The organism is Kitasatospora sp. MBT66 (assembly GCF_000710405.2).
GTDB lineage: Bacteria > Actinomycetota > Actinomycetes > Streptomycetales > Streptomycetaceae > Kitasatospora > Kitasatospora purpeofusca.
In genome coordinates, this window is record NZ_JAIY01000003.1 from 457,207 (window position 1) to 478,644 (window position 21,438).

The window sequence follows — 21,438 nt, forward strand, 5'->3', positions numbered from 1 at the left end:
GGCGGGTTCTGCACCGATCATGGGTGGCGAGGGGGGAGCCTGCGGCCCGCGTGCCGACGAACGGACCCGAGGAGACCCCGATGGCCACCGGCATCGTGCAGTCCTACCAGGCCGACCACGGTTACGGCCTGATCACCCCCGACGACGACGGCCCGGCGCTGTACGTGTACTACGACTCGATCGTGGCGGCGGACGGCGGCGACCGGACGCTGGTCGAGGGGCAGCGGGTGGAGTTCGACCCGACCGAGCAGGAGGGCCGCCGGGTGGCCGAGCGGGTACGCCGCCCGGCCTGACCCCTCCCGCCGTCCGCCCGGCCCGGCCCGCCACCGGCCCGGCCCTCCACCGGCCCGGTCGCAAATCTCCTTGCGGCCGGGCCGCCCGGCCCCCGTACGATCGTGGGCCATGGAGATGACGACCGCCCTGTGGTCCTTCGCCCTCGTGGTGGGCCTGCTGACGCTCACCCCCGGCCTGGACACCGCCCTGATCCTCCGCACCTCGGCGCTCGGCCACCGGCGGCAGGCCTGGGGCGTGGTGCTCGGCATCCAGACCGGCACGCTGCTCTGGGGAGCCCTCACCTCGGCCGGGGTGACGGCGCTGCTCACCGCCTCGCAGCTGGGCTACGAGATCCTCCGCTGGGCGGGTGCCGCGTACCTGGTGTGGATGGGCGTGGGCATGCTCCGCTCCCGCGCGCACCCCGAGCCCGAGGACGCCGCCGCGGCGGACACCCCGGCGAACACCCCCGCGCACGGTCCGGCCGACGGCCTCGCCGCGGGCTGGCGGCGCGGTCTGCTGACCAATCTGCTCAACCCCAAGGTGGGCGTCTTCTACGTCGCGGTGCTGCCGCAGTTCATCCCGGCGGGGGCGCCGCACTTCGCCGCCGGGGTCGCGCTGACCTGCGTGCACGTGGTCGAGGGCCTGCTCTGGTCGACGGTGCTGGTGGGCTTCGCCCAGGCGCTGCGCGGCTGGCTGCGCCGCCCGTCCGCGCGCCGGGCGATGGACCGGGTGACGGGCCTGGCCGTGGTCGGCTTCGGCGTGAAGCTCGCGGTCTCGGACTGACTCCGACCGGTCGGACGGCTCAGCGCGCCACGCGGCCGAGGCCCTCGCGGAGGTCGTCCGGGGTCATGCAGATGTGCATGTCGATGTGGGCGTTGAACTCCAGCCAGAACGGCTCGCAGATCGCGACCACGGCGGCCTCGTCGGCGACGTCGACCACCACGATCTGGCAGCGCCGGCCGTTGCGCGGGAAGGCGTAGGCCGCCTCGGGCTTCAGGTCGGCCATGATCTGGTTGAACCTCGCCATGATGGCGCCGTCCGCGACGGCCCGGTTGGCCGTCTGGGTGTCGAGTTCGATCTCCAGCAGGGCGCGCATGGCGATGCCCCTTCCCGGGCGCGGGCGAGGGCCCGGACGAGTCCTCGTTTCCAGCGTGCTCCGCTCCCGTGGGGCCCGCAATTCACCCGCTCGGCGGTACCGGGTGGCCGTCCGGGCGGTTCCGGGGCTGCACTGGGAGGCGGCCGGGTGGTGAGCGGACGCCGCCCCGGAGCGCGGCGGCGCAGGAGACGCGGGCGGCGCAGGACAGGAGTCTCCCGATGGCGGTCATCGTGGTGTCGGACCTTCCCGGGGCCAGCCGGGAGCAGTACGAGGAGGCGGTGGACCGGCTGACCGGCGGCTCCGGGCTGAACCGGCCCGAGGACTGGCCGGTGCGCGGGCTGCTGACGCACGCGGCCGGCCCGCTGCCGGATGGCGCGGGCTGGCACGTGACGGACGTCTGGGAGTCCCGGGACGCCTATGAGCACTTCGCGGCGGTGCTGCTGCCGATCCTCCGCGAGGTGGGGATCGTGAGTGGCCCGCCGCTGATCTGCGAGGCCCACAACGTGGTGCGCTGACCGCCCGGGGCGGACGGTCCCTAGGCGGCGTGCGGCTTGCGGGTCCGGCGGGCCGCCGCTGTCTGCTGGCTGTCCTCGGCCGCAGCCAGGTCCTGCGCCAGGTCGTGGTGGATCGGCCCGGTCCCGGCGCTCAGCGGCAGGCAGCTGCCGCCGCGCCGGTGGGCGACGATCTCGGCGGCGACGGAGACGGCCGTCTCCTCGGGGGTGCGGGCGCCGAGGTCGAGGCCGATGGGCGAGCGCAGCCGTCCGATCTCGGCATCGGTCAGTCCGGCCGCGCGCAGTCCGGCCTCGCGCTCGCGGTGGGTGCGGCGCGAGCCCATCGCGCCGATGTAGCCGACCGGGAGCCGCAGCGCGCGCTCCAGCAGCGGGAGGTCGAACTTGGCGTCGTGGGTGAGCACGCAGAGCACGGTCCGGCCGTCCAGCCGGTCCAGCTGGGTGTCCAGGTAGCGGTGCGGCCAGTCGACGACCACCCGGTCGGCCTCGGGGAAGCGCCGTTCGGTGGCGAAGACGGGCCGGGCGTCGCAGACGGTGACGTCGTAGCCGAGGAACTTGCCGATCCGTACCACCGCGGCGGCGAAGTCGATCGCGCCGAACACCAGCATCCGCGGCGCGGGCACGTAGGACTCCACGAAGAGGGTGACGGTGCCCTGCCCGTGCTCGTCGCAGGGGCGTCCGTCCAGGCCGAGGACGAGCCGGCCGGTGCGGCCGGCCTCCAGCATGGCCCGGGCCTCGGCGACGACCGCCCGGTCCAGCGGGGCGGCCACGGAGGGTGCGGGGGAGAGCAGGCCGTGGTGGGTGTCGGCGGTGACGGCGACGGTGGCGCCGAGCAGTCCGGCCGGTCCGGCGACGACCCGGGCGAGTGCCACCGGGGTGCCGTCGGCGATCAGCGCGATACCGGCGTCGAGGGCCGGGTCGGCCCCGGGGCGCACCGGCTGGACGAAGACGTCCAGGATCCCGCCGCAGGTCAGGCCGACGGCGAAGGCGTCCTCGTCGCTGTAGCCGAAGCGTTCGAGCACGGGCTCGCCGGACTCGATCGCGGCCCGGCACAGCTCGTAGACGGCGCCCTCGACGCAGCCGCCGGAGACGCTGCCGACCGCCTCGCCGTCCGCGTCGACGGCGAGCGCGGCGCCCGGGTCGCGCGGAGCGCTGCCGGTGACCCCGACGACGGTGGCCACGGCGAAGGAGCGGCCGGACGTGTGCCAGGCCAGCAGCTGCTCGGCGATGTCCTGCATGACGGAAGCTCCTTTGCGCTTTCGAGGGTAGTCAATCGGGTGCGTTCGGGGCGTTCGGGGCGGTCGGTGCGGTCGGTGCGGTCGGGGAGGGCGAGACGGTCGGGAGGACAGGGGAGGTCGGGGACGGGACGGGCCGGTGGGACCGCCGCCGTACGGGAGAACGATCCCGTACGGCGGCGGGTGCTCCGACGGCCGGGTCGGCCGGTCGGCGCGCGTCGGTCAGTGCACGCCGAGCCAGGACTTGACCGGGCCGAGCGCGAAGTACACGACGAACACCCCGGTGAGGATCCACATCAGCGTCCCGGGCTCGCGCCACCGCCCCCGGCCGGCCTTGATCACCGTGTAGGAGATCACACCGGCCGCGACACCGGCGGTGATGCTGTAGGTGAACGGCATCAGCGTGCAGGTGAGGAAGGCCGGGATGGCCACCTCGCGGTCGGACCAGTCGATGTGCCGGGCCTGACTCATCATCATCGAGCCGATGACGACCAGCGCCGCCGAGGCCACCTCGACCGGCACGATCGCGGCCAGCGGCGAGAAGAACAGCATCAGGGCGAACAGTCCGCCGGTGACGGTGGAGGCGAGTCCGGTGCGGGCGCCGTCGCCGACGCCGGTCGCGGACTCGACGAACACGGTCTGCCCGGAGGCGCCGGCCAGGCCGCCGACCGCGCCGCCGGCGCCGTCGATGAACAGGGCCTTGGACAGGCTGGGCATCCGGCCGCGCTTGTCGGCGAGTCCGGCTTCGGTGCCGACGCCGATGATGGTGGCCATCGCGTCGAAGAAGCCGGCCAGGACGAGGGTGAAGACCGCCACCGAGGCGCTGATCGCGCCCAGGCCCTGGCCGCCGAAGGCGCCGAACAGGTCGACGTCGCCGAACAGGCTGAAGTCGGGCGCGGCGACCGGCGAACCGGGCCAGACCGGCGCGGAGTTGCGCCAGGCCTCGGCGGGTACGTCGGCGAGCTTGTTGACGACCATCGCGACCACGGTGCCGCCGGCGATGCCGATGAGGATCGCGCCGCGCACATTGCGGGCCATCAGCACGAAGATGGCGAGCAGGGTGAGGCAGAAGACCAGGACCGGCCAGCCGGTGAGCTCGCCGGCCGGGCCGAGCGAGAGCGGGGTGGGTCCGCCGGTGTGCATGAAGCCGGCCTTGAAGAGGCCGATCACGGTGACGAACAGGCCGATGCCGATGGTGATGGCGTGCTTGAGCGGCAGGGGTATGCCGTTCATGATCTTCTCGCGCAGGCCGGAGACCACCAGCAGCACGATCAGCAGGCCGTAGATGACGCACAGGCCCATGGCCTGCGGCCAGGTGGTGTGCGGTACGACCAGCGCCGAGACGGCGCCGGAGACGGAGAGGCCGGCCGCGAGGGCGAGCGGCACATTGCCGACCACGCCCATCAGGATGGTGGTGACGGCCGCCGCGAGCGCGGTGGCGGTGGTGAGCGCCGCGTGGTCCAGCTTGACGCCGGTGACGTCGGCGCCGCTGAGGATCAGCGGGTTCAGCAGGATGATGTACGCCATCGCCATGAAGGTGGTGAGTCCACCACGGAGTTCATTGGCGAGGGTCGAGCCCCGGGCGGAGATCTTGAAGTAGGCGTCCAGCGCGTTCCTGGGCGCGGCCGGGGGCGACGTGGGGGCGTCGTTCCCGGTGGCCTCGTCGGCCTCGGTGGGTCTGTCTGCAGTGGTGCCGGGCTCCGTGGGGATCCTGGTCATGTCCACTCCCAAGTGTCAAAGGGGGTTGGGGTGGGCGAGCCGACCTGGCAGCCAGGCGACGAAGGCGTGGCACAGGGGGACGATTCGACTCACGGTTGCACGGGTGGTTCGGGCCGTCGCCGGGCCCCGGCGTGGGCGGGCGGCGGTCCTGGTGCGGTGGCAGTGCCGTGGTGGTGCCGGCGGTGCCAGTAGTGCCGGGTGGTGCCGTGCAGATCGTGCAGGCTGAGCGGGTGACGCGGATGACGCAGGTCGTGCGGGTGGTGCGGATGACGCGGGTCGTGCGGGTGACGCGGGTCGTGCGGGTGGTGCTCGGCCCCGGGGCGGCGGGGAAGACCGGACGCCGCCCCGGGGAGTCGTGGTGGTCAGGAGCCGGTCACAGCTCCCCGGGCCGTTCGGTGGTCAGGTGCTCGGGTCGCACCGGGATCCGGCGCAGCGCGAGGCCGGTGGCGTTGCGGATGGCGGCCACGATGGACGGCGTCGCCGAGACGGTCGGCGCCTCGCCCACCCCGCGCAGCCCGTACGGGGCGTGCGGGTCGGGGAGTTCGAGGATCTCCACCGGGATCGGCGGGGTGTCCAGGATGGTGGGGATGAGGTAGTCGGTGAAGGAGGCGTTGCGCACCTTGCCGTCCCGCACGATGATCTCCTCCATCACCGCGAGCCCGAGCGCCTGGGTGCAGCCGCCCTGGATCTGGCCCACCACCGACAGCGGGTTGAGCGCCTTGCCGACGTCCTGGACGGCGGTCAGCTCGACCACCTTGACCAGGCCGAGTTCGACGTCCACGTCGACCACCGCGCGGTTGGCGCAGAAGGTGTACTGGACGTGGCCGAAGCCCTGCCCGGTCTCCTTGTCGAACGGGACGGTCGGGCGGTGGTGGTGCTCGCGGGTGAGGTCGATGGCGTCCTCGCCGAGCAGGTCGACCATGGAGACCAGCGCCCCGGCCGACTCGGAGACGACCTTGCCGCCGGCCAGCGTGAGGTCCTGCTGGGTCCAGCCGTAGCGGCGCCGGCCCTTCTCGATCAGCTCGCGCTTGACCGCCTCGGCGGCCAGCTTGACCGCGCCGCCCGTCATGTAGGTCTGGCGCGAGGCGGAGGTCGAACCGGCCGAGCCCACCTCGGTGTTGGCGGGGTGGATGGTCACCTGCTCGACGCCCAGCTCGGTCCGCGCGATCTGGGCGTGCACGGTGACGCCGCCCTGGCCGACCTCGGCCATCGCGGTGTGCACCATGGCGACCGGCTCGCCGCCGATCACCTCCAGCCGCACCCGGGCGGTGGAGTAGTCGTCGAAGCCCTCGGAGAAGCCGACGTTCTTGATGCCGACCGAGTAGCCGACACCGCGCACGATGCCCTCGCCGTGCGAGGTGTTGGACAGCGCGCCGGGCAGCAGCCGCACGTCCAGGTCGTCGGTGTCGAGCGGCGGCGGCAGCGGCATGTCCTTGACCCGGCGCAGCAGTTCGGCGACCGGCGCGGGTGCGTCGATCTCCTGGCCGGTGGGCATCAGGTCGCCCTGCTGCATGGCGTTGAGCTGGCGCAACTCGACCGGGTCCATGCCCAGTTCGGCGGCCAGCCGGTCCATCTGGGTCTCGTAGCCGAACGCCGCCTGCACCGCGCCGAAGCCGCGCATCGCCCCGCAGGACGGGTTGTTGCTGTAGAGCGCGATCGCGTGCATCCGCACGTTCGGGACGACGTAGGGGCCGTGGCCCAGCGAGGCCGCGTTGCCGACCACGGCCGGCGAGGCGGAGGCGTAGGCGCCGCCGTCCAGCACGATCCGGGCGTCGGCGTAGACCAGCTTGCCGTCCCTGGTGGCGCCGTGCTCGTAGTACATCTTCGCCGGGTGGCGGTGCACGTGGCCGAAGAAGGACTCGTCCCGGGAGTAGACGATCTTGACCGGCTTGCCGGTGCGCTGGGCCAGCAGGCAGGCGTGGATCTGCATCGAGAGGTCCTCGCGGCCGCCGAAGGCCCCGCCGACACCGGCCAGGGTGAGCCGGACCTTCTCCTCCGGCAGCCCGAGCACCGGCGCCATCTGCTGGCGGTCCACGTGCAGCCACTGGGTGGCGATGTAGAGGTCGATGCCGCCGTCCTCGGCGGGCACCGCGAGCCCGGACTCCGGGCCGAGGAAGGCCTGGTCCTGCATGCCGACCTCGTAGGTGCCGCTGACCACGACGTCCGCCAGGGCCCGCACCTCGTCGGTCACACCGAGGCCGGAGACGAGCTTCTGCTCGTGGCAGATGTTGCCGTAGGCGTGCGACTTGTACTCGTGCGGCTCGTGCACGTAGCCGTACGTCTCCGGGTCGAGGCACTGCTCCTCGGTGACGATCGGGGTGAGCACCTCGTACTCGACCTTGATCTTCTTCACCGCGCGCCGGGCGGTCTCCGGGTGGTCGGCGGCGACCAGCGCGATCGACTCGCCGTGGTAGCGGATCCTGTCGATGGCCAGGGCCGGCTGGTCGGCGATCTCCAGGCCGTAGTACTTGGCGCCGGGGATGTCCTCGTGGGTGAGCACCGCGTACACGCCGGGCACGGCGAGCGCCTCGGAGATGTCCACGGAGAGGATGTTCGCCCGGGGGTGCGGCGAGCGCAGCGCCATGCCCCAGAGCATGTCCTCGTGCCACATGTCGGAGGAGTACGCGAACTCGCCGCGCACCTTCAGCGTGCCGTCCGGGCGCAGCGGCGAGCCGCCGATGCCGTCCTTGCTGGACTGCCGGATGTCCTGGAGGTTCTTCTGGCCCTGGATGGTCCGGGCACCGGTCCCGGTACTGGTTCCGGTACTGGTCCGGGCACCGGTCCCGGCACCGGTCCCGGCACTGTTCTGGGCACTCGTCCGCGCGTTCATTCCGCCACCGCCCCGCCGGCACGCTCGCCGGCGCACTTGCGGGCGGACGCCAGCCGCACCGCGTCCATGATCTTCTCGTAGCCGGTGCACCGGCACAGGTTGCCCGACAGGGCCTCGCGGATGTCCGCGTCCGACGGCTGGGCGTCCTGCTCCAGCAGCGCGTCGGTCTGCACCAGCAGGCCGGGCGTGCAGAAGCCGCACTGGACGGCGCCCGCGTCCACGAACGCCTGCTGGACCAGGCCCAGCTCGCCGTCCTCGCCGCCGAGCCCCTCGACGGTGCGCACCTCGCGGTCCTGCACCTGGCCGGCCGCGACCAGACAGGAGCAGACCGGCACGTCGTCCAGGTAGACCGTGCAGGAACCGCACTCGCCCTGCTCGCAGGCGTTCTTCGAACCGGGCAGGCCGACGCGTTCGCGCAGCACGTAGAGCAGGCTCTCGCCCTCCCACACGTCGTCGGCCTCGACCGGCTTGCCGTTGGCGGTGAACGTGACCCTCATGCCGCGCTCCTGATCTGCTTGCGGTAGTCGTTCCAGGTCCAGGTGAGCGTGCGCCGTGCCATCACGGCGAGCGCGTGCCGCCGGTAGTCGGCGGTGCCCCGGACGTCGTCGATCGGGGAGGCGGCGGCCTTGACCAGCTCGCCGAACCGCTGGATCACCTCGGCGCCCAGCAGTTCCCCGCTCTCCCACAGGCCGCGCTCGGCGAGCACGTCCCGCAGGTACTCCTCGGCCTCGACGGCGCGGCGCGGGGTGGGGGCGGCCGAGCCGATGCCGGTGCCGACGGTGCCGTTCCTCGGGTGCAGCGCGAAGCCGAACGCGCAGACCGCGATCACCATCGCGTTGCGGGTGCCGATCTTGGAGAACTGCTGCGGGCCGTCCGCGACCGGGATCCGCACGGCCCGGATCAGCTCGTCCGGCTCCAGGCAGTTGCGCTTCACCCCGACGTAGAAGTCGTCGATCGGGATCAGCCTGGTCCCGCGGACCGAGGCCGCCTCGACCAGGACGTCCCGGCCGGCCGCCAGCAGCGCCGGGTGGGAGTCGCCGGCCGGCGAGGCCGCGCCCAGGTTGCCGCCGACGCCGCCCCGGTTGCGGATCTGCGGGGATCCGACGGTGTGGGCGGCCAGCGCGAGGCCGGGCAGCGGTCCGGACAGCTCGTCGATGATCCGGCTGTAGGGGACGGCTGCGCCGAGTCGGACCACCTCGCCGTCGTTCGACCACTCGGTGAGCTCGGTGACGCGGTTCAGGTCGAGAATCGCGGGTGGCCGGTGCACGTCGAAGTTCATCTCGACCATGACGTCCGTACCGCCCGAGATGGGCAGCGCGGTCGGGTGTTCGGCCTTCGCCGCGAGCGCCTCGTCCCAGGTGGCGGGCCGAAGGAACTCCATGCGGGTGTCTCCTCAAGTCGTGACCGTCCGGACGGGTGGGCACAGTGCCCGGCCCGGTCGCCCGGGCCCCGGTGTTCGGACCGGCACCTCCGCGTCGTCGCCTCCGCGTCGGTTTTCGGTCACCGGGGTGTGTCCGGCGGCGTGTGGCCAGTGAACCGCTGTGACGGGGGCCACTGGCAGTCACCGATGGCATGAAGCCCCGGCTGTGGTCCCGCCCGGCATCCTGTACGTTCCTCTAAGAAGGACGATCGCGCAGCCCAGCCGTCGGCCGGGCCACACCTACGACCGTAATCCGGCCGTGATTCCCGAGCTACGGCCTCGTGATCCGGGCACCCGTTGGGACGTAACGCCGAGCACGGATGTTCGGGCACACTGTCACCCCGGACCGAGCCCTCGGACCGCCCCCACCCCCGCCGCCCGCCCGTTAGGAGCCTCCGGATGCGTGTCCGTGACCTGCTCGCCCCCGGCGCCCCGCGCCTGCGTCTGCTCGCGGCCGAGGAGGAGCTGGACCGGCAGGTCAGCGGGGTGATGACGACCGACCTGCACGACCCCGGGCGCTATCTGCACGGCGGCGAGCTGGTCCTCACCGGCATGCTCTGGCGCACCGCCCCGGCCGACTCGGAGCGCTTCGTGCGCACCATCGTGGCCGGCGGCGCGGTCGCCCTGGCGGCCGGCGAGGCCGAGGTCGGCCCCGTCCCCGAGGACCTCGTCGAGGCCTGCCGCCGGCACCGGATGCCGCTGCTGGCCGTGCCCGACGACATCGCCTTCGGCACCGTCACCGAGTTCGTCGGCCGCCAGGTCTCCGCCGACCGGGCCGCCGACCTGGCGGCCCTGGTCGACCGGCACCGGCTGCTGGTCTCGGCGGCCGGCGGCGGCGGTCTGGACGCCGTCCTCGACCTGCTCGGCGGCGACCTCGACCTCGACTGCTGGGTGCTCACCCCGACCGGCGCGGTGATCGCCGGCCCGGTCGACCGGCTCCCGCCCGCCGACCGGGACCAGCTGATCCGCGCCCACCTCGCCGCCCAGCGCCAGCGCCGCCGCCCCCCGCACCGGGCCCGCCTCGCGGCCGGCGCCTACTCGCTGCTGCCCGCGCCGGCCGCGCCCGAGGCCGAGGCGCCGCTCGCCGACTGGGTGCTCGCGGTCGCCGGCGACGTCACCGAGTGGACCGCCAAGCGCCAGCAGCTCGCCGAGAACCTGGCCCGGCTGGTCGCCGCCGAACGCCAGCGCCGGGACGAGGGCCGCCGGCTGCGCCGCCGCCTCGCCGACGAGGTGCTCACCCTGCTCCAGCGCGACGCGGACCCGGCCGAGATCAGCCGCACCCTGTACGCCTCCTCGGCGATGGCCGCCCGCTACGAGAGCCGCGAGCCGAAGCCGCAGGCGCCCGAGGGCTCCTGGCTGGTGCTCAGCGCCGAGGGCACCGGCCTGCCCGAGGGCGCGGTGCGGGCGATCCTGGAGGAGGCGCTGGGAGGTACCAGCGACCGGGCGCTGGTCGCCGGCGCCGGGGCCGGCGCGGTGGTGGTGCTGCCCGCGCTGGACAGCCCGGTGCCCGCCGACACCCTGCGCGAGCTGCTCGCCCCGCTGGAGGCCGGGCTCGGTTCGGAGGGCCGGATCACCCTCGGCGTCTCGGCCCCCGCCAAGGAGGCGGTCGGTCTGCGCGGCGCGCTGGAGGAGGCCCGGCACGCCCGCCGGATCGCCGCCGCCAGGGTCGGCCGGGTCTGCGTGGCCGGGCCGGAGGAGCTGGCCTCGCACGTGCTGCTGCTCGCGGCCGTCCCGGACGAGGTGCGCCGGGCCTTCCGCAGCCGGCTGCTGGACACCGTGATCGCCTACGACATCGAGCACCAGGCGGACCTGGTCCGCACGCTGGAGGCGTTCCTCCGTTCGGACGGTTCGTGGACCAGGTGCGCCGCGCAGCTGCACGTCCACGTCAACACCCTGCGGTACCGGATCGGCCGCATCGAGGAGTTGACCGGCCGTGACCTGTCCCGGCTGGAGGACCGGGTGGACTTCTACCTGGCCCTCGAACTCGCCTGACGGCCCCTCCGCACGCCGGCGGCCCCGGAGCTCGGTGCTCCGGGGCCGCCGCCGTACGCGGGGTGCTTCGCTCGGGGTGCTTCGTGCGAGGTCCTTCGCGCGTGGTCCTTCGCGCGTGGTGCTTCGTGCGGGGCGCTCCGTCAGTGGGCCGGGATGATGCCGGTCAGCCACTCGAAGACGCCCGGCACCATGTCCTTCCACACATCGCTGGTGTGCGGCCCGGTGGTCTCGACCACCTGGACCGTGGTCGGCGCCTTGGCGGCACCGGCGACGGCCTGGCCGTCCTCGAAGCCGTCGCCCTTGTTGCCGGAGATGTACAGCGAGACCTTCGGCGGCTGGGGCGCGGCCTTCACGATGGTCACCGGGTTGTTGGCGTCGCGCAGCTTCGCGTCCTTGCCGACCAGCGAGTCCGGCTCCTTCGCCGGGTCGTTGTAGCCGGAGAGGCTGACGCCGGCCCGGTAGCGGTTCGGGTGGGCCAGCGAGAGCTTGGTGGCGCAGTGGGCGCCGGCCGAGTAGCCCGCGATCGCCCAGCGGTCGGCGGACGGGTCGGCCCGGAAGTTGTCCAGGACCATCTGCGGGACGTCCCGGGTGAGCCAGGTGTCCGCGTTGACCTTGCCCGGCACGTCGGTGCAGCCGGCGTCGGTGCGGTTGCCCAGCAGCAGGGTGCGCGGCGAGACCAGGATGAACGGGGCCACCTTGCCCTGCTGCATCAGGGGCTTGAGCTGCTCGGAGACCTTCAGCGTGCCGTACCAGGTGGAGGAGGAGCCGGGGAAGCCGGGGATCAGCTCGACCACCGGGAACTTCTTGTCCTTGTACGCGGGGTCGTTGTACTGCGGCGGCAGCCAGACCAGCACCTCGCCGTCGACACCGGACAGCTGGCCCTTGAGGTCGGTCTTCTGGACGTCGTTCGGCACCTTCGGGTCGTCGACGCCGCGGAAGGCCTGCTGGACCTTGTTGGCCGGCGGGTGCGCCGCGTCGCCCGCCGGGGCGGGCGCGCCCGTGGCAGCGCCCTGACCGGCCCCCGCGGCCGGGTCGGCCGGCGGCACGACCGGCACCGCCCGCACGTGCTTGCCGGTCCCGAGCAGGTCGTCCCAGTTGCCGTAGATCAGGTTGGCGTTGTTGACCATCACGAAGACCATGACCACCGCGGTGGCCTGACAGAAGACGATCATGGCGAGCCTGGACAGGACGCGCAGGGGCTTCGGTCCCTTGACCCGGGCCCAGGCCCACATCGCCACGGCGATGGAGATCGGCACGAGAATGACCGTGCAGACGAAGAACGGCGTACCTGTCAGTTGCATGAATGTTTCTCGTATCCGGGTTCGAAGCCGCCCGGGCCCCACTCGCCCGGAACGCCACCTCAATGGCATCAGACGGCCCGTAACGGGGATCGGTTGCCGTCCGAATCTGTGCGGAACCTGAGAGGAACATCACGTTTCCGTGAAGCTCCCTTTTCGGGTCCGCCCCAGTCTGCCACCCTGGCAGGCTCTGCCCGGACCTGGCGTCCAGCGGACTCCCAGGAATCCCCCCGCAGGGCACGATACCGTCCGGACGGATCGGCCCGCCGGGCGAGGCGGTGCGAACGCCCGTCCGCCGGGAAGCGAGACTATGGGGATGAGCACAACCCGCATGAGTCCCGTCCGCCGGCTCCGGCCCGTCGCTGCGGCGCTGGCCGTCCTGGCCCTGACGGTCGCCGTCGCCGGCTGCAGCAGCACCGGAGGCAGACGCGCCGAGGAGGCCCGCGCCAAGGCCTCCGCCGCCGCCGGCGGCGCCGTCACCACCCCGCGCTGGAAGGTCGCCATGGTGACCCACGCCGGGGCCGGCGACGCCTTCTGGGACACCGTGCGCAAGGGCGCCGAGCAGGCCGCCGCCAAGGACAACATCACCTTCCTGTACTCCAACGACGCGCAGACCCAGAACCAGGTCCAGCTCGTCCAGGCCGCCATCGACCAGAAGGTCGACGGCCTGCTGGTCACCCTCGCCAAGGGCGAGGCGATGGCCGACGTGCTCGGCAAGGCCAAGGCCGCCGGCATCCCCGTCATCACGATCAACTCCGGTCAGGAGTTCTCCGCCCGCTTCGGCGCGCTGACCCACATCGGCCAGGACGAGAGCACCGCCGGCCAGGCCGCCGGGACCGAGCTGGCCGCCCGCGGCCGCAAGAACGTCCTCTGCGTCATCCACGAGCAGGGCAACGTCGGCCAGGAGCAGCGCTGCGGCGGCGCCAAGGGCACCGCCGGCGGCGCCTTCCAGGTGCTCTACGTCGACGGCGTCAACATGCCCGACGCCCGCGCGGCGCTCTCCGCCAAGCTCCAGGCCGACCCCGCCATCGACACCGTGCTCACCCTCTCCGGCCCGATGGCCGCCACCGGACTCCAGGCGATCCAGGACGCCCGCCGCCCGGTCGAGCTCGACACCTTCGACCTGGGCACGCAGGTGGTCTCCGGCCTCAAGGCGGGCACCGTCGGCTTCGCGGTCGACCAGCAGCCCTACCTCCAGGGCTACGAGGGCGTCGACCTGCTCTGGCTCTACCGCTCCAACCTGGACATGCTCGGCGGCGGCAAGCCGGTCGCCACCGGCCCGCAGATCCTCACCAAGGACGACGCGGACGCGCTCGCCGAGTACGTCGCGAGGGGGACCAGGTGAGCCCCTCGGACGTCCTCGCCCAGGGCCGCGAGCGCCCGGCCGCGCTGCGCCGCCTGGCCGGCCGGCCCGAGCTCGGCGCGCTGATCGCCGCCGTCGCGGTCTTCCTGGTCTTCGCCGCCGTCGCCGAGCCCTTCCTGCGGGTCTCCTCGCTCGGCACCGTGCTGTACGCGGCCTCCACCATCGGGATCATGGCGGTACCGGTCTCGCTGCTGATGATCGGCGGCGAGTTCGACCTGTCCGCCGGCGTCCTGGTCACCACCGCCGCGCTGACCTCGTCGATGGTCTCCTACCAGCTCACCGCGGTCACCTGGGTGGGCGTGCTGGTCTCGCTGGCCGTCACCCTCGCGGTCGGCCTGTTCAACGGGTGGATGCTCTCCCGCACCAAGCTGCCGAGCTTCATCGTCACCCTCGGCACCTTCCTGATGCTGACCGGCGCCAACCTCGGCGTCACCAAGCTGGTCTCGGGCACCGTCTCCACCAAGCCGATCTCCGGCATGGAGGGCTTCGCCTCCTGCCGCTGGCTGTTCGCCTCCGAGGTGACCGTCGGCGGGCTGACGATCAAGGCCACCGTCTGGTGGTGGCTCGGCCTGCTGCTGGCCGGCAGCTGGGTGCTGCTGCGCACCCGCTTCGGCAACTGGGTCTTCGCGGTCGGCGGCGACGCGGCCGCGGCCCGCGCGGTCGGCGTCCCGGTCGCCCGGACGAAGACCGTGCTCTACCTGTTCGTCGGCTTCGGCGCCTGGGTGCTGGGCCAGCACCTGCTGTTCTCCTTCGACACCGTGCAGTCCGGCGAGGGCGTCGGCAACGAGCTCATCTACATCGTCGCGGCCGTCATCGGCGGCTGCCTGATCACCGGCGGCTACGGCTCGGTGGTCGGCTCCGCGCTGGGCGCGCTGATCTTCGGCATGGCCAGCAAGGGCATCATCTACGCCCAGTGGAACCCCGACTGGTTCAAGTTCTTCCTCGGTGCGATGCTGCTGCTCGCCGCCCTGCTGAACACCTGGGTCAAGCGCCGCGCCGAACGGGGGCCCCGATGACCGAGCTGCTCTCCCTCACCGGGATCGGGAAGACCTACGGCACCGTACGGGCCCTGGAGGACGTCTCGCTGACCCTGCGGTCCGGCGAGATCAGCTGCGTGCTCGGCGACAACGGCGCCGGCAAGTCCACCCTGATCAAGATCATCGCGGGGCTGCACCGGCACGACGAGGGCACCTTCACGGTGGCCGGCGAGGAGGTCCGCCTCGACTCCCCGCGCCAGGCCCTGGACCGCGGCATCGCCACCGTCTACCAGGACCTCGCCGTCGTCCCGCTGATGCCCGTCTGGCGCAACTTCTTCCTCGGCTCCGAGCGGGGGCACAAGCGCTGGGGCGGCCTGAGCATCGACGCCGACGGCATGCGCGCCACCACCCGCCGGGCCCTCGCCGACATGGGCATCGACCTGCCCGACGTGGACCGCCCGATCGGCACCCTCTCCGGCGGCCAGCGCCAGTGCGTGGCCATCGCCCGCGCGGTGCACTTCGGCGCCAAGGTGCTCGTCCTGGACGAGCCGACCGCCGCGCTCGGCGTCAAGCAGTCCGGGGTGGTGCTCAAGTACGTCACCGCCGCCCGGGACGCCGGCCTCGGCGTCGTCCTGATCACCCACAACCCGCACCACGCCTACCTGGTCGGCGACCACTTCACCCTGCTGAAGCGCGGCCGCATGGCGGGCAGCCACGCGCGGGCGGAGATCGGCCTGGAGCAGCTCACCACCGAGATGGCGGGCGGCTCCGACCTGGCCGAGCTCTCGCACGAGCTGGCCCGGCCCGGGACCGGGGCCTCGCCCGTCGATCCTGCTCGCCCCGCCGACCCTGCTCACCCCGTCGATCCCGCCGATCCCGTCGATCCCGCCGAGGAGCGTCCCCAGCCGTGACCAGCCCCCACGGCGGCAACCGTCCGCCGGTCCTGCCCACCCTGCTCGGCCTCGGGCCGCGCGCCGAGCGCCGCCGCCGGGCCCTGCCGGCCGGCCTGCTCCGGCTGCCGACCATCGGCGTGGACATCGGCGGCACCAAGGTGGTCGCGGGTGTGGTCGACGGCGAGGGCAAGGTACTGGAGAAGCTGCGCACCGACACACCCGACAAGTCCAAGAGCGCCAAGGTGGTCGAGGACGTCATCGTCGAACTGGTGCTGGAGCTCGCCGACCGGCACGACGTCCACGCGGTCGGCATCGGCGCGGCCGGCTGGGTCGACGCCGAACGCTCCACCGTGCTCTTCGCCCCGCACCTCAACTGGCGCGGCGAACCGCTCCGGGAGGCGCTCAGCTCCCGGCTGCGCTTCCCGGTCGTGGTCGAGAACGACGCCAACGCCGCCGCCTGGGCCGAGTGGCGCTTCGGTGCGGGCCGGGGCGAGGAGCACATGGTGATGCTCACCCTGGGCACCGGCATCGGCGGCGCCGTCGTCCGCGACGGCTACGTGGACCGGGGCAAGTACGGGCTGGCCGGCGAGTTCGGCCACATGCAGGTGGTGCCCGGCGGCCACCGCTGCCCGTGCGGCAACCGGGGCTGCTGGGAGCAGTACTCCTCCGGCAACGCGCTGGTGCGGGACGCCCGCGAACTGGTCGCCGAGGAGTCCCCGGTGGTCCAGGCCCTGCTGGCCCGGGCCGGCGGCACCGTCGAGGGCATCACCGGCCCCCTGGTCACCGAGGCCGCCCGGGCCGGCGACCCGACCGCCACCGAACTGCTCTACGACGTGGGCACCTGGCTCGGCGTCGGCATCGCCAACCTGGCGGCCGCCCTCGACCCGGGCCGCTTCGTCATCGGCGGCGGCGTCTCCGAGGCCGGCGACCTCCTGCTCACCCCCGCCCGCGACACCTTCCGCCGCACCCTCACCGGCCGCGGCTTCCGCCCCGAGTCGACCATCGTCCACGCCGCCCTCGGCAACGAGGCCGGCCTGGTCGGCGCCGCCGACCTCGCCCGCCAGGTCGCCCGCCGCTTCCGCACCATCAAGCGCCGCCGCGTGGAACGCGCGGTGCTGTAGCGGGCTCTACCGCGAATGCCTCCGGAGCAGGAAGTCGGTCCGGCCGACTTCCTGCTCCGGAGGCATTCCGGGGTGGTTGTCAGCCGGCGGACTTCCAGTGGTTGCGGCCGTCCGTGCTGGGGCTGCAGACCATCGGCGTGCCCGCGCTGGTCACCCCGGTCGCGCCAGCGGGGGAGCAGTACGAGCCCGGGTGGACGGTGGCACCGCCGCCGCTGCTCGAACCGCCGCTGCTCGACCCGCCGGTCGTCGAGGACCCGCCGGTCGTCGAGGACCCGCCCGTGGTCGAGGAACTGCCCGTCGAGCCGTCACCGCCGGTGGTCGAGCCGCCGGCCGGGGTGCCGGTGGGCGCCGCCGGGGTGGGCTTGGTCGCCGACTTCGAGGTGGGGGCCGCCGGTGCCCGGGTCGGGGTCACTGGCGCGGGCGGCTCCGGCGTCGGCGTCTCGACCGGCGCCGGAGCGGGTGCCGGCGGCTCGGTCGGGGTCGGGGTCGGAGCGGGGGACGCCGTCGGCGTCTCGACCGGGGTGGGCGTCGCGGTGACGGTCACGGTCGCGGTGGGCGGGGTGACCGGGGCGGGGGGCTGCGGGGCCGGCTTCGGGGCGGTCGCCGCGCTGATCCAGACCAGGCAGCAGAACGCCGCGACCGCGCTGCTGAGCAGCTTCCTCCAGATCGGCCGGGAAGGCCGGGTCCAGGCGATCAGGAAGCTCGCGAACGGGAAGACCAGGAAGCTCGCGATGTGCACACCGCGCCGCTGCCACCAGGGGCGGGGCGGGTCCGGCGGGGCCACGACGGGGAACGGCGGGGGCGGGGGCTGGTACACGGGAGGGGTGTGTCCTTGGAGTGAGGAGCCATGTGCCCGCACAAACTACCGCTCACATGACAAGCTCTTCATTCCTTCATCTGTTCGAATTCGAAATATGACCAACCGATCCGGTCCGTCCGCAACGCCCGCGTCAACTACCCGTTGGTAGCGTCGAGGCGCTGTTGTCGGGGTCATGGCTCCTGTGAAACAACGGAGTTGACGTCAATTCAGACAATCGGGAGGACTCCGGATGAGAGCGCTGGCACGAATCGCACCGCCGTTGCTGCTCGCCACGGCCCTGGTCTGCACGGTCGCCGCCGGGCCGGCCGGGGCTGCGGCGCCGCCGGCGAAGGTACCCGAGGCGGTCGGCCGGGGCGGGGCGGTCGCCAGTGTGGACGCCGACGCCACGGCGGCCGGGATCGAGGTACTGCGCAAGGGCGGCAACGCGGTGGACGCGGCGGTCGCGGTGGCGGCGGCGCTCGGTGTCACCGAGCCGTACTCGGCCGGGATCGGCGGCGGCGGGTACTTCGTCTACTACGACCACGCCACCGGCCGGGTGCACACCATCGACGGCCGGGAGACCGCCTCCCGGACGGCCGACACCTCGCTGTTCCTGGAGAACGGCAAGCCGCTGCCCTTCGCCGACGCCGTCACCAGCGGCCTGTCCGTCGGAGTGCCCGGCTCCCCGGCCACCTGGGAGACCGCCGTCGGGCTCTGGGGCCGGCGCAGCTTCGCCGAGGCCCTGGAACCCGCCCGGCGGATCGCCGAGCGCGGCTTCACCGTCGACCAGACCTTCCAGGACCAGACCGCGCTCAACGAGGCCCGGTTCAAGGACTTCCCCGACACCGCCAAGCTCTTCCTGCCCGGCGGCGCGCTCCCGGCGGTCGGCTCCACCTTCCGCAACCCCGACCTCGCCGCCACCTACCGGCAGCTCGGCCAGGAGGGCACCGAGGCCCTGTACCGGGGCGGGATCGCCGCCGACATCGTCCGCACCGTCCAGCACCCGCCGGTCGATCCGGCCTCCGGCCGGGTCGCCCGCCCCGGCAAGGTGGACGCCAATGACCTCGCCGACTACCGGGTGCGCCGCCAGCAGCCCACCCATGTCGCCTACCGGGACTACGACCTCTACTCGATCGCCCCGTCCAGCTCCGGCGGCACCACCGTCGGCGAGGCGCTCGGCATCCTGGAGGACGGCGAGGTCGCCGACTACGACGCCACGCAGTACTACCACCACTTCCTGGAGGCCTCGCGGCTCTCCTTCGCGGACCGCAACCGCTGGGTGGGCGACCCGGCGTTCAACGACGTCCCGGTCAAGGAACTGCTCTCCGCCCGGTACGCCGCCTCCCGGGCCTGCCTGATCAGCCCCGACCGCGCCCTGACCAGCCCGGTCGCGCCCGGCGACCCGCGCCACCCCGCCGCCTGCACGACCGCGGGACCGGCTCCGGCCGCCGAGCCCTACGAGGGCCTGAGCACCAGTCACCTCACCGTGGCCGACCGCTGGGGCAACGTCGTCTCCTACACGCTGACCCTGGAGCAGACCGGCGGCAGCGGCATCACCGTCCCCGGCCGGGGCTTCCTGCTCAACAACGAGCTGACCGACTTCAACTTCACCCCGCTGGTGCCGGGCGTGCCCGACCCCAACCTGCCCGGCCCCGGCAAGCGGCCGCGCTCCTCGCTCTCGCCGACCATCGTGCTGCGCGACGGCGAGCCCGTGCTGGCGGCCGGTTCGCCCGGCGGCGCGACGATCATCACCACCACCCTCCAGGTGCTGCTCGGCCGGCTCGACCGGGGGCTGAGCCTGGAACAGGCGATCGCCGCGCCGCGCGCCAGCCAGCGCAACACGGCCGCCACCCAGGCCGAGCCCGCGTTCCTGGCGCTGCCCGAACGGGCGCGGCTGGAGGCGCTCGGCCATGTGTTCGCCAGTACGCCGGAGATCGGGGCGGCGACCGGTGTCGAGCGGCTGCCGGACGGCCGCTGGGTCGCCGCGGCCGAACCGGTGCGCCGGGGCGGCGGCTCGGCGGCGGTGGTCCGGCCCGAGCCGTAACACCGGGGGCGGTGAGGTCGGGAGCGGTGACGCCGGGCGCTGTGCGGTCCGGCGTCGTGCGGTCCGCCGTCGTGCGGCCGGACGGCTTTGTCGGTGCCGTTCGGTAGATTCGGGGTGGGCGTCGTCCGGGGACCGGGGCGCCCACCCCGTCCGTACCGAACCACCGGGAAGGCCGCCCGCCGTGACCGTCCGCATCGCCACCTGGAACATCAACTCCGTCACCGCGCGGCTGCCCAAGCTCCTCGAATGGCTGGAGAGCGCCAAGCCGGACGTGCTCTGCCTCCAGGAGCTGAAGTGCGCCGCCGACGCCTTCCCGTACGAGCCCGTCCGCGAGCTCGGCTACGAGACGGCCGCGCACGGCAACGGCCGGTGGAACGGTGTGGCGATCCTCTCCCGGATCGGGCTCGACGACGTCGTCCGCGACCTGCCCGGGCAGCCCGGCTACCTCGCCGACGACGCCCTGCTGCCCGACGTCGAGCCGCGCGCGATCGCCGCCACCTGCGGCCCGGTCCGGGTCTGGTCGGTCTACGTGCCGAACGGGCGCGAGGTCGACCACGCCCACTACCGCTACAAGCTGGAGTGGCTGGAGGCGCTGCGGGTGGCCTCGCTGGACGACGCCGCCGGTGAGCGCCCGTTCGCCGTCCTCGGCGACTTCAACATCGCGCCGACCGACGAGGACGTCTTCGACCTGGCCGCCTTCGAGGGCCTGACCCACGTCACCCCCGCCGAGCGCGCGGCCCTCGCCGCCCTGGACGCGGCCGGCCTGCACGACGTACTGCCCCGCCCGCTCAAGTACGACCGCCCCTACACCTACTGGGACTACCGCCAGCTGGCCTTCCCGAAGAACCGGGGCATGCGGATCGACCTCACCTACGCCAACAAGCCCTTCGTGGACGCCGTCACCGACAGCTATGTCGACCGCGAGGCGCGCAAGGGCAAGGGCACCTCGGACCACGCCCCGGTGGTCGTCGATCTCGACCTCTGACGCCTGGGGAGGGCCGGTCGCCGACCGCGGCCGGCTCTCCCTCGAACGGGCCAGAGCGGTGGCCGGGCGCGGAGGGTGTGCCTACCGTCGGTGAGTGACCGGGTGTAGTTGTTCGATCACGTGGACTTCGGAGTCCCCGGCTGCGCCCGAGAGAACCCGGAGGTTCCGGTATGCGCCCCACGCGTACGGCCGCCGCCGCCTTGATCGGCGCGACGGTGCTGACCGGCCTGACGGCCCCCCTCGCGCTGGCCAAGGACGGCGCGGCCTCGGTCAGCCCGTCCCAGGCCGCACCGGGCCAGACCGTGACGGTCACGGTCGCCTGCGAGAAGTCCGACAAGCCCAACGCCAAGACCATCACCGCCAACTCGCCGGCCTTCGAGGGCGGCCCGGCCACCCTCACGCTCGGCTCCGACGGCAAGCACACCGGCTCCGCCCGGCTGGCGGGCAAGAACAGCGGCGAGAACAAGATCGACGGCAGCTGCCCGGACGGCGGCGCCTTCACCACCAATGTCACGGTGACCACGGTCTCGGTGTCCACCGGCGGCTCCTCCGCGCCCTCGGGCCTGGGCGGTTGGAGCGAGGCGGCCGGCGAGTGGGCGGGTTCGCTCGGCCAGTCCGGTGCCGGCAGTCAGCAGGTCGCCCCGCACGGTGCGGTGAAGACCGGTCTGGGCGGTTCGGTGGCTGCCGACCCCGCGGAACTCGTCGGCGGCGCGTTGCTGGTGGTGGGCGGGATCGGCGGCTTCTGGCTGCTGCGTCGGCGTTCGGCCGGCGCCGGGTCCGTCTGAGGGAACGGAACGGGACGTTTCCGTTGGTGCGGCCCATTGGTGCGGCCTGTGGCGTGTGGGCCGGACCTGGGCAGGGTGGCGGGTGTTCGTGGACTTTGC

Annotated in this window: 19 protein-coding genes; 12 read left to right on the top strand and 7 right to left on the bottom strand. The window is 73.3% G+C overall.

Going from position 1 to position 21,438, the window contains the following annotated elements; all coding sequences use genetic code 11:
- Positions 1–80 precede the first annotated feature (80 nt).
- Together BI06_RS03970 and BI06_RS03975 are read left to right on the top strand one after the other, a co-directional pair.
- Positions 81–293: a cold-shock protein gene (locus BI06_RS03970; protein WP_030392049.1), complete on the top strand. Its 213-nt coding sequence runs from the start codon at positions 81–83 to the stop codon at positions 291–293.
- Between the two features lie 109 nt (positions 294–402).
- Entirely contained in the window at positions 403–1,056 is a 654-nt protein-coding gene (locus BI06_RS03975) for a LysE family translocator (protein WP_043465083.1), read from the top strand.
- 19 nt (positions 1,057–1,075) lie between these two features.
- Here the strand turns inward: BI06_RS03975 and BI06_RS03980 are convergent, their stop codons facing one another.
- Positions 1,076–1,369, bottom strand: coding sequence for a hypothetical protein (locus BI06_RS03980; protein WP_030392051.1), 294 nt, complete (start codon positions 1,367–1,369; stop codon positions 1,076–1,078).
- Positions 1,370–1,587: 218 nt separating this feature from the next.
- Here BI06_RS03980 and BI06_RS03985 point away from each other — a divergent pair, with 218 nt between their 5' ends.
- Positions 1,588–1,884, top strand: a complete 297-nt coding sequence (locus BI06_RS03985; protein ID WP_030392052.1) for a hypothetical protein — start codon at positions 1,588–1,590, stop codon at positions 1,882–1,884.
- A 20-nt stretch (positions 1,885–1,904) separates the two neighbouring features.
- Here the strand turns inward: BI06_RS03985 and BI06_RS03990 are convergent, their stop codons facing one another.
- From BI06_RS03990 to BI06_RS04010, 5 genes are all read right to left on the bottom strand, one after another.
- Positions 1,905–3,116, bottom strand: a complete 1,212-nt coding sequence (locus tag BI06_RS03990; protein WP_051740199.1) for an XdhC/CoxI family protein — start codon at positions 3,114–3,116, stop codon at positions 1,905–1,907.
- Between the two features lie 219 nt (positions 3,117–3,335).
- Positions 3,336–4,832 (bottom strand): NCS2 family permease, encoded by a 1,497-nt coding sequence (locus BI06_RS03995; RefSeq protein ID WP_043465085.1) that lies wholly within the window; start codon positions 4,830–4,832, stop codon positions 3,336–3,338.
- Between the two features lie 373 nt (positions 4,833–5,205).
- Positions 5,206–7,662, bottom strand: a complete 2,457-nt coding sequence (gene pucD / locus BI06_RS04000) for a xanthine dehydrogenase subunit D (protein ID WP_233289995.1) — start codon at positions 7,660–7,662, stop codon at positions 5,206–5,208.
- Positions 7,659–8,159, bottom strand: a complete 501-nt coding sequence (locus BI06_RS04005; protein ID WP_030392056.1) for a (2Fe-2S)-binding protein — start codon at positions 8,157–8,159, stop codon at positions 7,659–7,661. The genes pucD and BI06_RS04005 overlap by 4 nt, the downstream gene beginning before the upstream one ends.
- Complete coding sequence (locus tag BI06_RS04010; RefSeq protein ID WP_043465088.1) at positions 8,156–9,043, bottom strand: xanthine dehydrogenase family protein subunit M; 888 nt, start codon at positions 9,041–9,043, stop codon at positions 8,156–8,158. The genes BI06_RS04005 and BI06_RS04010 overlap by 4 nt, the downstream gene beginning before the upstream one ends.
- Positions 9,044–9,481: 438 nt before the next feature.
- Here BI06_RS04010 and BI06_RS04015 point away from each other — a divergent pair, with 438 nt between their 5' ends.
- A complete protein-coding gene (locus BI06_RS04015) occupies positions 9,482–11,074 on the top strand; it encodes a PucR family transcriptional regulator (RefSeq protein WP_043465091.1) in 1,593 nt (530 codons plus the stop codon).
- Positions 11,075–11,214: 140 nt separating this feature from the next.
- Here the strand turns inward: BI06_RS04015 and BI06_RS04020 are convergent, their stop codons facing one another.
- Positions 11,215–12,375, bottom strand: coding sequence for an esterase family protein (locus BI06_RS04020; RefSeq protein WP_030392059.1), 1,161 nt, complete (start codon positions 12,373–12,375; stop codon positions 11,215–11,217).
- 328 nt (positions 12,376–12,703) lie between these two features.
- Here BI06_RS04020 and BI06_RS04025 point away from each other — a divergent pair, with 328 nt between their 5' ends.
- The 8 genes from BI06_RS04025 (at position 12,704) to BI06_RS50265 (ending at position 21,339) form a co-directional block, all read left to right on the top strand.
- The gene (locus BI06_RS04025; protein ID WP_051740200.1) at positions 12,704–13,717 is read left to right on the top strand and encodes a substrate-binding domain-containing protein; all 1,014 of its coding nucleotides are present in this window, start codon (positions 12,704–12,706) and stop codon (positions 13,715–13,717) included.
- The gene (locus BI06_RS04030; protein WP_043465093.1) at positions 13,714–14,751 is read left to right on the top strand and encodes an ABC transporter permease; all 1,038 of its coding nucleotides are present in this window, start codon (positions 13,714–13,716) and stop codon (positions 14,749–14,751) included. Before BI06_RS04025 ends, BI06_RS04030 begins: the two co-directional genes overlap by 4 nt.
- Positions 14,748–15,623 (top strand): ATP-binding cassette domain-containing protein, encoded by an 876-nt coding sequence (locus tag BI06_RS04035; protein WP_082558246.1) that lies wholly within the window; start codon positions 14,748–14,750, stop codon positions 15,621–15,623. Before BI06_RS04030 ends, BI06_RS04035 begins: the two co-directional genes overlap by 4 nt.
- Positions 15,620–16,726, top strand: coding sequence for an ROK family glucokinase (locus tag BI06_RS04040; RefSeq protein WP_043465095.1), 1,107 nt, complete (start codon positions 15,620–15,622; stop codon positions 16,724–16,726). Before BI06_RS04035 ends, BI06_RS04040 begins: the two co-directional genes overlap by 4 nt.
- Before the next feature lie 113 nt (positions 16,727–16,839).
- A complete protein-coding gene (locus tag BI06_RS50260; protein ID WP_158516375.1) occupies positions 16,840–17,694 on the top strand; it encodes a hypothetical protein in 855 nt (284 codons plus the stop codon).
- Positions 17,695–17,775: 81 nt separating this feature from the next.
- Complete coding sequence (gene ggt / locus BI06_RS04050; protein WP_043465097.1) at positions 17,776–19,569, top strand: gamma-glutamyltransferase; 1,794 nt, start codon at positions 17,776–17,778, stop codon at positions 19,567–19,569.
- 181 nt (positions 19,570–19,750) lie between these two features.
- Complete coding sequence (locus BI06_RS04055) at positions 19,751–20,554, top strand: exodeoxyribonuclease III (protein WP_043465100.1); 804 nt, start codon at positions 19,751–19,753, stop codon at positions 20,552–20,554.
- Positions 20,555–20,724: 170 nt separating this feature from the next.
- A complete protein-coding gene (locus BI06_RS50265) occupies positions 20,725–21,339 on the top strand; it encodes a hypothetical protein (protein ID WP_030392067.1) in 615 nt (204 codons plus the stop codon).
- The last annotated feature ends 99 nt before the right edge of the window (positions 21,340–21,438 follow it).